Annotated in this window: 7 protein-coding genes and 2 pseudogenes; 4 read left to right on the top strand and 5 right to left on the bottom strand. The window is 41.7% G+C overall.

Going from position 1 to position 11,739, the window contains the following annotated elements; translation table 11 throughout:
* Nucleotides 1-133: 133 nt before the first annotated feature.
* The 4 genes from DXA15_RS09630 (at nt 134) to DXA15_RS09615 (ending at nt 6,265) form a co-directional block, all read left to right on the top strand.
* Nucleotides 134-1,186, top strand: a complete 1,053-nt coding sequence (locus tag DXA15_RS09630) for an efflux RND transporter periplasmic adaptor subunit (RefSeq protein ID WP_010802885.1) — start codon at nt 134-136, stop codon at nt 1,184-1,186.
* A gap of 11 nt (nt 1,187-1,197) precedes the next feature.
* Nucleotides 1,198-4,239 carry an efflux RND transporter permease subunit gene (locus tag DXA15_RS09625; protein ID WP_122328995.1) on the top strand — a complete coding sequence of 1,014 codons (3,042 nt, stop codon included), beginning with the start codon at nt 1,198-1,200 and terminating at the stop codon, nt 4,237-4,239.
* A 3-nt stretch (nt 4,240-4,242) separates the two neighbouring features.
* Nucleotides 4,243-5,538: a TolC family protein gene (locus DXA15_RS09620; RefSeq protein ID WP_122328994.1), complete on the top strand. Its 1,296-nt coding sequence runs from the start codon at nt 4,243-4,245 to the stop codon at nt 5,536-5,538.
* Nucleotides 5,539-5,728: 190 nt separating this feature from the next.
* Nucleotides 5,729-6,265, top strand: coding sequence for a GNAT family N-acetyltransferase (locus DXA15_RS09615; protein WP_128133894.1), 537 nt, complete (start codon nt 5,729-5,731; stop codon nt 6,263-6,265).
* A gap of 33 nt (nt 6,266-6,298) precedes the next feature.
* On the opposite strand, the gene DXA15_RS09610 is transcribed toward DXA15_RS09615, so the two are convergent.
* The 5 genes and pseudogenes from DXA15_RS09610 to DXA15_RS09590 form a co-directional block, all read right to left on the bottom strand.
* On the bottom strand, nt 6,299-7,417 hold the full coding sequence (locus tag DXA15_RS09610) for a hybrid sensor histidine kinase/response regulator (protein ID WP_128133893.1): 1,119 nt from the start codon (nt 7,415-7,417) through the stop codon (nt 6,299-6,301).
* A gap of 107 nt (nt 7,418-7,524) precedes the next feature.
* Nucleotides 7,525-8,711 (bottom strand): annotated as a pseudogene (locus DXA15_RS09605) (glycosyltransferase family 2 protein).
* A gap of 14 nt (nt 8,712-8,725) precedes the next feature.
* Nucleotides 8,726-9,613, bottom strand: coding sequence for a glycosyltransferase family 2 protein (locus DXA15_RS09600; protein ID WP_128133892.1), 888 nt, complete (start codon nt 9,611-9,613; stop codon nt 8,726-8,728).
* Nucleotides 9,606-10,781, bottom strand: coding sequence for a glycosyltransferase family 2 protein (locus tag DXA15_RS09595; protein WP_128133891.1), 1,176 nt, complete (start codon nt 10,779-10,781; stop codon nt 9,606-9,608). Before DXA15_RS09595 ends, DXA15_RS09600 begins: the two co-directional genes overlap by 8 nt.
* A gap of 178 nt (nt 10,782-10,959) precedes the next feature.
* A pseudogene (locus tag DXA15_RS09590) lies at nt 10,960-11,724 on the bottom strand (methyltransferase domain-containing protein).
* Nucleotides 11,725-11,739 lie beyond the last annotated feature (15 nt).

Here is an 11,739-nt window from a genome sequence, read left to right as displayed (position 1 = left end):
GGAGCGGCGCAATTAGAACAATTAGTGGAAAATGAGTGTTGTATAACTATGATTTAACGCATAGTTTTATATGACTGCATACAAGTATATATAATTATAATAAGTAACTAAATAACTAAATCAAGTTGTTATCATGAATGGTAAATTGATTCCCGTTTTTGTATTGACAGCATTGATGTCATGTAGCCAGCCTCCGGTAAAGGAACAGGGCCCTCGTCCGGTGAAGCTGGAAGAAGTGACATCTTTGGATATGGTAGAAAAATCATTTAGCGGTGTTGTATCGCCTGATCAATTTAGTGACCTGGCTTTTAAGATGTCCGGTCCGCTGATTTCATTAAATGTCGAAGAAGGACAGAAAGTACGTACAGGGCAAATCGTAGCCGAAATAGACCCACAGGATTTCAAATGGGATTATGAAGCCAAAAAGGCTTCTTTCCAGACAGCACAGGCACAGTTGCAGCGTGCAGAAAGACTTCTGGCTAAACAGGCAATCTCTCAACAGGAGTATGAATCGACAAAGGCTGCTTATTCCAATGCGCAGGCAGCATTCGAAAACTCACAGAATACCTTGGAGCAGACTAAGCTGCGTGCTCCTTTCGATGGCTTCATCCAAAAGAAATATGTAGAGAACTATCAGAAGGTACAGATGGGACAAGGTATTGTCTGCCTGATAAACCCGAACAAATTGCAGGTGCAGTTTACAATGCCTGAAACGAATATCACTTACTTCTCCACTCCCTACAGCATCTTTGTAGAGTTTGACAATTACAAAGGAACCCGTTTCAAAGCGAAAGTAAAAGAATATGTGGAAGCCTCGCCCGATGGTTCTGGCGTACCGGTATTCCTTTATATTGATGATCCCGAATTTAATCTGAACAAATATAAGGTAGCCGTAGGTTTCTCCTGTCGTGTAATCCTGAACATAGAGAGCAAGAGTTTCAATGAAGGGGCCGTGTTGATTCCGCTGTCTGCTATCGTTGCCGACGAACCGAACAGCGGTAATAAATATGTGTTCGTCTATAACCCGCAAACCTCGAAAGTGGAACGTCGTAAGATTACGGAAAAAGAACTGGTCGGCAAAGACGGTGTTGTCGTAACCGAAGGTTTGAAAGCCGGAGAACAGATCGTTACTGCCGGAGTAACCCGCCTTGTCGACGGACAACAAGTAAAAGTATTAACAGATTAAGAGGATAAGCAATGAATATTCCAAAATATTCCTTAGAGAATACGAAGATTATATACTTCTTCCTGGCTGTTATGCTGATAGGTGGTATATACTCTTTCTTTAAATTGCCGAAGAAGGAAGATGCTCCCTTTGTGATCAAGCAGGCTGTGCTTGTTACACAATATCCGGGTGCGACTCCTTTCGAGGTAGAAAAACTGGTCACCGAGCCAATCGAACGTGAGATTCAATCTATGTCTGACGTGCTTCAGATCAAGTCTGAATCTTATTTCGGTATGTCAAAGATTTCGATTGAACTTCAGCCGACACTCGACCCTGATAACATGCCTGTTAAGTGGGATGAACTTCGCCGTAAAGTGGCGAATATAGAGCCCCGCTTGCCGAGTGGTGCTTCTTCCATCTCAGTCAGCGATGATTTTGGAGACGTGTTTGGTATCTATTACGCTTTGAGTGCGGATGATGGTTATACCTATGATGAATTGCGTGACTGGGCCCAGAAGATCAAGACGGAATTGTCTCCCGTTCCCGGTGTTCAGAAAGTATATCTGTTTGGTGAACAGACACAAGTTATTAATGTAAGGATTTCAGTTCCTAAACTAGCAAACCTCGGTATCGACCCGAACTCGATACAGCAAGTGTTGCAAACGCAAAACCTGCTGGTAAATACCGGAGATATCAATACGGGTAACTACCAGTTGCGTGTCCGGGCGGAAGGAACCTATAAGAATATCCAGGATATCCGCGACCAGTTGATCGTAACCAAAAGCGGTAGTGAAGTCCGTTTAGGAGATATTGCTATTGTGGAACGAGGTTATATGGATCCTCCTTCCAATCTGATGCGTGTGGATGGCAAACGTGCTATTGGTATCGGAGTTGCAACAGGTGCTAAAGATGACGTGGTGGCTGTCGGTAATGATGTAGCTGCCCACCTCCAGGAGATGGAACAATTGTTCCCTGTCGGAATGGACCTGAAAACGATCTATCCGGAAAACAAGATAGCAGATGAAGCGAACAATGGTTTTATCCTGAACCTGATCGAATCGTTGTTGATTGTAATCGTGGTGATCTTCCTGGTGATGGGATCACGTGCCGGTATGCTGGTGGGTAGTTCGCTGCTCTTCTCAGTGGGCGGTACTTTATTGCTTATGCTGATCTGGGGCGTCGGACTGAACCGTACTTCGCTGGCTGCCTTTATCATTGCAATGGGTATGCTGGTGGATAATGCGATAGTTGTAACCGACAATGCGCAGGTGGGTATCAAGCGGGGATTGTCCCGTTATCAGGCCCTGATCGATGGGGCGACCAAACCGCAATGGGCATTGCTGGGGGCTACCTTTATCGCTGTCTGTTCATTCCTGCCGATGTATCTGGCTCCGGCTTCAGTAGCCGAAATCGTTAAACCGTTGTTTATCGTATTGGCTGTTTCATTAGGTTTAAGTTGGATACTGGCATTGACTCAGACAACAACTTTCGGTAACTTTATCCTGAAAGAGGCTAAACCGGGCGAGTCGAAGGATCCGTACGATACGAAACTGTATCATAAATTCGAAGGAGTGCTGGGTCGTCTGATCAAACGCAGATGGATAACTATTACTTCCGTGATTGCGACATTATTCCTCTCCTTATTTATTATGAGTATCATGCCGCAGAGTTTCTTCCCGATCATGAACAAACCTTATTTCCGTGCCGACCTGATCTTCCCTGAAGGGTACAGTATTTACGACGTGGAGAAGAATGTTAAGCTGATTGAAGATTACCTGAGTAAGAACGAGAATATCAAGTCATATTCATTTACCCTGGGAGGTTCACCGGTCCGCTATTACCTGGCAAGTTCGTCGGTAGGTCCGAAACCCAACTTTGCCAATGTGCTGATTGAAACTAAAAAGGCGGAGGATGCACAGGCGGAAGAAGGTAAATTCTATGACTATATGGTGGCTAACTATCCTGATATCTTGACCCGTTCAGCCTTGTTTGCCTTGTCTCCGGTACCAGATGCCGCTATCGAGATCGGTTTTATCGGCGACAATGTGGATACACTGGTCGCTTTAACGGAACAAGTCAAAGAGATTGCCCGCCAGTACGACCAGGTGATGGAAGTGCGTGACAGTTGGGGGAATAAAGTACCGGTATGGAAACCGATGTACTCACAGGAAAAAGGTCTGCGCCTGGGTATTACCCGCCAGCAGGTTGCTTATTCCCTTCGTTCGGCAACAAACGGTGTACCATTAGGCGAATATCGTGAAGGCGATGTCTTCATGCCTATCCTGATGAAGGATGCCGACAGGGATTCTATGAACCTGAACGATATTAGAACATTGCCGGTTTACAGTGCCAAAGGACGTTCCGTCAAAGTTGAACAGGTTATCGACGATTTCTCTCTCGATTATGAATATAATGTAGTGAGACGTTACAACCGTCAGCCATACATGATGATGCAATGTGAGCCGAAACGCGGCGCTAACACCATGGCTGCTTTCAGCCATCTTTGGACAGAAGCTCAAAAACAAATACAGGTTCCTGAAGGTTATAAGATGACTTATTTCGGAGAACAAAGCGAACAGGATAAAGGTAACAAAGCGATTGCCGCCAATATTCCGTTGATGTTCGGTCTGATCTATGTTACCCTGTTGTTCCTTTTCCCGAAATATTACCGTAAACCGGTGTTGATTATGGCTATGCTTCCGTTGATCTTCATCGGTGTGGTACTAGGATTACTGGTATTCGGCAAGTCGCTCGACTTCTTTGCGATGCTGGGATTGTTGGGACTGATCGGTATGAATATTAAGAATGCGATTGTGCTCGTCGATGAGATTGGTTTGCAAATGGATAACGGACTGGCTCCTGTCAATGCTGTTATCGAGGCAACCAAGACACGTATCGTGCCTGTTACGATGGCCTCGGGTACAACGATTCTGGGTATGCTTCCGTTGCTGGGCGACGCGATGTTTGCAGGTATGGCCGCAACGATCATGGGAGGTTTGTTTGTTTCAACCATCCTGACCATCTTCGTGCTTCCGGTTACCTATTGTATTTTCTTTAAGATTAAATCGGAATAAGATATGAAAAGTAAACTGATAATAGGTTGTATGTTACTGGGTGCCCTGTCTGCGAAAGCACAGGTGCAGCCCATTACGGCAGCCGAATACAAAGAAAAAGTACTTGAATACAGCCGTCAGATCAAGCAAAGTTCGGAAGAACGGATTGCAATGCAGCATGCTATTAAAGCAGCTAAAACAGCATTCTTCCCGGCTGTGGATTTCTCCGGAAGTTATCAATACCGTATAAATAAATACGAATTGGGAATGGGAGATGGCATACCCGGTATTGAAATGGACCATAATACGTATAGTCTTGGTGCCACAGTAAGCCAACCTATTTACGCCGGCGGACAAATTTACAACAATTATAAGGCTGCCGAAATCCAGGGTCAGATCGCTACTGAGGCCGAAGAGCTGACGACCGATAACATCGTTTATGCCGCAGATATGAACTATTGGTCTGTAGCCGCCCGTAAAGGCATGTACGGTGTAATGACACAGTATGTCGATATCGTACAGGAACTGGCAAACGTGCTGACTCTCCGTTTTCAGGACGGACAGATCAGCAAGACTGACCTGTTGCAGGTACAGGCCCGTTTAAAGGAAGCCGAGTTGAATAAAAGTGCCGCTTATAAGGATTATCAGATTGCATTGCAGAATCTGAATGTCCTGATGGGCGTTCCTCCAATGGAACCGATAACGATCACAGACTCTATTACGATGGTTTTACCGTTGCCTATGCAGGTCGGTGAATCGGCAGCATTGGAAAACCGGCCGGACTACCTGATCTCCAAACTGAACATCGAGTATCAGAAAAGACAGATCAACCTATCAAAAGCAAAATATAATCCGACCCTGTCTGTCGGTTTTCAGGGCACATGGGGAACTCCTATGCTGAACGTAAAAGGCTCCGATAACTTATGGACACCGGCTGTATTTGCTTCTTTAAAGATTCCTTTGTTCCGTTGGGGTGCCCGTTTCAAGGAAGTAAATTCCCAAAAAGCCGTGCTGCGCAGTAAAGAGTATGCAATGGATAATACCCGCGACCAGATCACTCAGGAAGTGGCTAATGCATGGACAAGCCTGACAGAGAATACTAAACAGATCGATGTCGCTGAAGAGGCTTGTAAGATAGCAGAAGAGAACCTGGATCTGAATACATTCAGTTACAACGAAGGAAAGCTACCCATCGTCGATGTCCTTTCTGCCCAGTTGTCATGGATACAGTCTTATAGCAGCCTGATCCAGACCTGGTACCAGCAAAAAGCATCATTGGCCCAGTATAATAAGGCTATTGGTATCCGACGGATGCAGTGACCTCTGGTAAAATACATACTAAGTAAAATCTGTTTCTCCCTATTGGAACACTTGTTTCATTAGGGAGAAACTTTTGTTTCATTACTATGAAACAGTTTCAAGGTTGTATGTTTATATTTGAATACAATTGCTTGAAGGTTAGAAAGCATTAGTTTTTATCTTTGTATCCGTTTAAGAAAACAAAAACAAGATGGAGATTATAAGATTGACAGCAACGGATCATCCGCGGTATACTGCTTTTAGAAACATATATGATATAAGTTTCCCAATCTATGAACAACGGACTGTGGAGCAGCAACTGGACGCGTTTTCAGACAGCCGGTATCATCTGGATTGTTATATTGATCCGGTCAATGATCTTTTATTGGGCTTTATCGCTTATTGGAGGTTCGATAGTTATACGTATGTGGAACATTTTGCAATCCATCCGAATGAGCGCGGGAAAGGTCTGGGAGGTTTGATTCTGAAGAATCTGATAGAGCAGGAAAGTGGACGTGTATTATTAGAAATAGATCCTGTTACGGATAATGTCTCTGCTGCCCGCCTGCATTTTTATCAGTTACATGGGTTTGTAGAAAATCAGTTTCCTCATACCCATCCGGCTTACAGAAAGGGATATCCGGATCATTCGTTAGTTGTTCTTTCCTCCGGGGAAACCATCCCGGATATTGAATATAAGCGGTTCGCTTCAGATTTGAATCGGGTTATAATGAAAAAGGGAAGGTGACGAACCTTCCCTTTTTCATTATATAGTTTCTTTTTATTCTTTACTCAACGCTTTCAGGGATGCGAAGAATGTGGAACCTTTACCTTCTTCCGACTCGAACCAGAGCTTTCCGTCATGCTGTTCAACAAAGTCTTTGCACAGCATCAAACCTAATCCGGAACCTTTTTCATTATTCGTTCCATAGGACGTGAAGTGAGTATTCTGTTTTAACAGCTTTTCCTGGTCTTCTTTCTTTATCCCCTTGCCGGAGTCTTTGACGCTGATAATGACATGGTCTCCTTCTATCTTGGAACCGATAGTAATTGTTCCGCCTTCAAAGCTGAACTTAATAGCATTTGAAATAAGGTTCCTGATGACTGTTTTGATCATATCTATATCAACAAAACCGGATAATTCTTTGTCCATGTCCTGTAATTGGATAGTCAGTCCTTTTTGGGTTGCCATCGGGATATATATTTCTGCTGTGCTTGAAACCAGGCTGTTTATATCAGTTTCCTGTTTATATACGTTTTGTTTCTTCAGACGGTTTTTGGCCCACTTAAGCAAATTATCCAACAGCAGGAAGATTTCTTCCGATGTCTTGTTCATCATCTGGAGCATTTCAAATACTTCCGGACTTACCTGGTCCTTATCTACCATCATAAGGATCGCATTGTTCATCATTTTCAGAGAACCTAGCGGCGAACGCAGGTCATGGGCGATAACGGAATAAAGGGTGTCACGGGATTCTATGGTGTTTTCCAGTTCCTGCTTAATTCGTTTAATGCTGAATAACTCGAAACGGTGGGCTACGCGCTTAACCAATTCCTCTCTCTGGAACGGTTTCGTCACATATTCTGTTGCTCCGAGCTGGTAACCTTTTACTATACTCTGCATATCACTCAGGGCCGACATGATAATAACAGGTATATCGTTTGTGTCCGGATTGCTTTTAAGATGCTGTAATACTTCGTATCCATCCATCTCCGGCATCATGATATCTAATAGTATGAGATTAGGGTGCTTGTCATGTGCCAGACGTAAAGCCTTGGCTCCGCTGTCACAGGTTAATAGCCTGTAGCCTTCTTTTTTTAATATAGCTTGTACTAACATGACGTTGGTTGGTACATCGTCAACGATCAATACTGTATATCCTGCTGCTAAATTATCCATATCAAATTTAAACTTTTCTTGATATTCAATCACTATGCGTACGCAAAAATATTAATAATGTTTGAATTTACAGGCGTTTTCCTTGTTACATTTTAGAATTATTTTTTTTATTGAATTCTTTTTGCTTTCTCCCATGCTCCATTCCCTTTATTTCCAGCTAAATAGAAAAAACCTCTTATCACATTTATATTCATGAAAGAGAAGTAGTAGGGGATAAAAAACAACTTGTTTCGAACATTTTTCTGTTCCATCATATAACCTGCATAAGCCATTATATAGAATGCAACTTGTAAAAGTAGTAAAAATATATAAGTAAACTTACCATAACAGGCTAATATTATATTTAATGGTATTAAAAGAAATAACATGACCGGTGTAATGGTCCATCGTAAGACACGATGGCTCACAAATTGAAAACTAAGTATACCATAACGGAAGATGTTGAACAGGTTTCGCAGACGCCAGACAGATTGCAATCCTCCGGCAGCAATGCGTATTTTGCGTTTTTCTTCCTCTTTCATATTGAGGGAAGCGGTTTCGGTAGCGTAGGCTTCTTTACAAAAGGCTATTTTATAGCCTTTTTGTGCAATACGTAATGAAAGAATGAAGTCGTCAAGAAGGGTGTCTGACGGCATTTGTTCGAATAACTCCGTCCGTACGGCAAATAATTCTCCTGCTGCTCCGACTGCCGAATACAACCGGTAGTCTAATGCTTTCAGGCTGATTCGTATTTCCAGTAAATGCCTTCTCCCGCCGTAGCTCCCTGGGCAGTGTTTGTTTCCACTCTTTTTTCTCCGGCTACGCAGCCGACCTCCGGATTGGAGAATTGGCGGATAATTTCATGCACGGCTTCTTTATTAAGCATGGTATTTGCATCCGTAAAGATGACGTAGGGCGTTGTTATGTATTGTATACCTCGGTTCAGGGCGGCTGTTTTACCTCTTCGTTCCGGTTGGAAAAGCACGGTTACTTCCGGGTATTGTTTCAGGAGTTCATTCGTACGGTCGTTCGACCCGTCTGTAACCCAAACGATTTTAAGCTTATCAGTCGGATAGGCGAGGGCATGACTGTTCTCCATCTTAGATGCAACGATATCTTCTTCATTGTATGCCGCAATGAAGAGAGTAACTTCAGGAAGAGGCTCAGGCAATCCTATGCTTATGGTTTTTTTGAAGAGTTCTTTTACTTTTACTAATACATATAATAATGTACCGTATCCCAGATAGGTATAGAAGACTATAAAGATACCGATCCAAAATAGCCATTCGATTACAGTGTAAAATACTTCTTGCATGGTTTTATATTTATTTATCTGATAAAAGAGATTCCGTCTATTCCTCCTTTAAGCAAAGGAAGTATCAGCTTGAATTTTCCTTGGCATAAATAAGTCAGAAAGTGCTTAGGTAAAGCAACAAAAAGCTGATATAGATATGAACATTTCCTTTCAAATGGGTCAGACAATGTTCTTTGGGCAAATATCAAGCGATTGCGGGTATGAAAATATACTTGTAGCGGACTTTGCAGACCGACACTGGCACTTTCTTTATGTCCGACGACTGCCTGAGGTTCATACCAGATACTAAATCCGGCTTTATGCATGAAAGTACACCAATCCAGTTCTTCATAATATAAAAAATAGTATTCGCTCATATAACCGAACTTTTGAGTATCAGCCGTCCGGATCATCATGGCTGCTCCATTGGCAAAGGCTGTTTCCTGCGGGACATCAAACCTTCCGTCGTCTTCCTGTGAGTAGCCGATGAACTCGTTACGGAGTGTTATGTAACTCATTGGAGTGGCTCCTGCATATTGCAGTTTATTGTTTTGCGGCCAGAAAGTCGTTTTAGGGGAGACACATCCTATTTTTTCATCACTATCCAGCCGTTTTACCAGTATCTCAAGAATAGGGCGGGTAATGATCGTATCGTTATTCAGGAAAAACAAGTAATCACCGGTTGCCTGTTTGACACCGATGTTATTTCCTTCCGCGAATCCGAGATTGATCTCGTTTCGTATTACTTTTGCATCAGGATATTTTTCTTTTAACAAAGTGTAATCTTTCAGGCTGGCTGAACCGTTATCCACAACTATCAGTTCGTAAGGATAATTTTCATGCCGTTTTAATGATTCAATCATTTCACATGTATCTGTGACCCCGTTATAATTAACAGTGATTATGGAGACTTTTTTATTCATGATTATTCTTTTTAGTGATATGATGCGGTGTATTGTTGAAACTCATGTCTTTCTTTTTTACGCGGCAAATCGAGGCCGTGTAACTGCGTAACAGTGCTATCATCATTGATGGTAGTTTTGTTATGCTGACGAAAAAGTCCCGGGTGTACATATTCCGGGGTATTGCTAAGAGATATGTTCCTATTTTGATGATTAGCAGGCAATACCATTTAATTGCAACGGGAAACGATACGACAGACCAGAAGAGTATCATCAAGAATATCAGCAAAAAACGGACTGGTCTGGGGAAAGGGATCCATTGGATGACCTTGTCAATATATGACAGATTTATCTTCCTTATATTAAAATCCTTTGTTATCAGGGAAAATGCAAGAATCTGTGCATGGAACCATCTTGATCGTTGTCTGATCAGAATGTCTTGTCTGGCGGTCTTCTCATCATATACATATATATCATCACTATAATCTACGAATATGTTGTCTCTGGCCAGGATGGCTTCCAGTTCTTTGTCTTCTGCAAAGGTTTTGCACTCATGCATATGTTGTTTCAGCCATTCAAAATCAAAAACCATTCCGGAACCGATCAAAGCTGATGATAGTCCAACGTTCACACGTCCTTTTCTGAATATAGTATTATTTATCTCTTCTGAAATGCCATCCCACACGGCAACGGATGTGTTTTCATTTTTCCGGGTTCTGTGGGCCTGCAATACTTTAACTGTTTGTGTGGCTTGGTTTATGCGGGTCAGGAAGTCTGTGTCGGTAATATTATCGGCATCCATAATAATAACCCGGTCAAATCCTTCCAAGTGATCTAATGCATAAGATATGGATTTATGCTTCATACTTTCTTGAAAGTCAGGAGTAAAAAGAGTTATTGGCAATTGCCCCAAAGCGAGATTGGTTGCCTCCTCCATATGATCAGAGACCACTACTACCTGAAATTTATCCCGGGGATAATCTTGCTTCATAAAACTTTCAACAGATTCTTTTATTACCCGGTCTTCCTTATAGGCAGCAAAGATAACTACAATGCTTTGTGTTTTAACATGGTCTGTCTTTCCTTTTTTTCTTTTGACAAAAGAGGCCAAAGTGAAAAAAAGATTGTATCCTGTGAATAGTACAGTGATAACAAACAGTAGAATATCTATTTTTAAAATAAGATTCATTTCTTTTTTTACAAAAATAGAGATAAATATTAGTAAACTTTGATTTTCAATAAGTTTTTTCGCCTCTGATACAAAAAACTTTTAGCAAAGAGGCGTCTTGTATTATATATGCAAGCCTTCTGCAAATAAGAGACTTTGCAGAAGGCTTGCTATGAATAACTTACGTCCATGCAATATTTTATTTACTATTATTATATTCTGCCAGAGAGATTGGTTTGTGAACGAATATCCTCCTTTTTATCATTGTTTTTATCAAATGCATAATGACCTTTATTGATATTGCAACATCTTGTTGTTTAGAACGAATTGGGAAAATTTTATGTTGCATCTCTTCAGTCCATGTCTTTTCAAAAAAGGATCTGTAATATTCGTCTTGCGGATTGACTAGTATATCAATTGTATCATTCCATTCATATCTGACTGTATTGACCTGATGGTAGGACAAATAGAAAGTTCTTAAGGCCAGACTTTGATACGGAAGAAAATTGAGAAAAGTTCTCCCCTAGTCGGGGTATATCCTTGGCAATTTGTCCTTTTCAAATAGTACTAGTTTACCATCTATTTCCAAACAAACCCATTTGTGGGCTAATTTAGGAAACAAGGACTCTCCAACTAAACTAGGTAGTTCCAGATATCCTTTTGATGCAACACGCTGTAACTCTTTTACAAATCCAATAGGATCATCAGTGTGTTCAAGAACCTGATTACATATAATGTAATCAAATTCTTTATTCTGGAATGGCATGCTGGCGCCATCCGCATTTATAAATTTCTGGTGGGGGAATATCTTTACCTCTCCACTTCTGTGATAGTTCGAGCTGATGTATTTCTCAACAATTACATTCGCCCGATAGCTGGGATTATGCCCGCTACCTACTTCTAATACATAATCACTCTTTTTAATATTCAGATCATAACGATCTATTGGTGTACGATGTCCCATAGCTTTTATTTTTTA

The sequence above is a fragment of the Parabacteroides sp. AM58-2XD genome (genome assembly GCF_003463685.1).
GTDB lineage: Bacteria > Bacteroidota > Bacteroidia > Bacteroidales > Tannerellaceae > Parabacteroides > Parabacteroides segnis.
The sequence above is the reverse complement of the archived record's forward strand: the minus strand, read 5'-3'. Positions and strand labels throughout refer to the sequence as shown.

Bases quoted from the DNA above. Each gene is read 5' to 3' on its own strand.
- DXA15_RS09630 (WP_010802885.1), top strand. From the start codon at position 134: ATGAATGGTAAATTGATTCCCGTTTTTGTATTGACAGCATTGATGTCA.
- DXA15_RS09625 (WP_122328995.1), top strand. From the start codon at position 1,198: ATGAATATTCCAAAATATTCCTTAGAGAATACGAAGATTATATACTTC.
- DXA15_RS09620 (WP_122328994.1), top strand. From the start codon at position 4,243: ATGAAAAGTAAACTGATAATAGGTTGTATGTTACTGGGTGCCCTGTCT.
- DXA15_RS09615 (WP_128133894.1), top strand. From the start codon at position 5,729: ATGGAGATTATAAGATTGACAGCAACGGATCATCCGCGGTATACTGCT.
- DXA15_RS09610 (WP_128133893.1), bottom strand. From the start codon at position 7,417: ATGGATAATTTAGCAGCAGGATATACAGTATTGATCGTTGACGATGTA.
- DXA15_RS09600 (WP_128133892.1), bottom strand. From the start codon at position 9,613: ATGAATAAAAAAGTCTCCATAATCACTGTTAATTATAACGGGGTCACA.
- DXA15_RS09595 (WP_128133891.1), bottom strand. From the start codon at position 10,781: ATGAATCTTATTTTAAAAATAGATATTCTACTGTTTGTTATCACTGTA.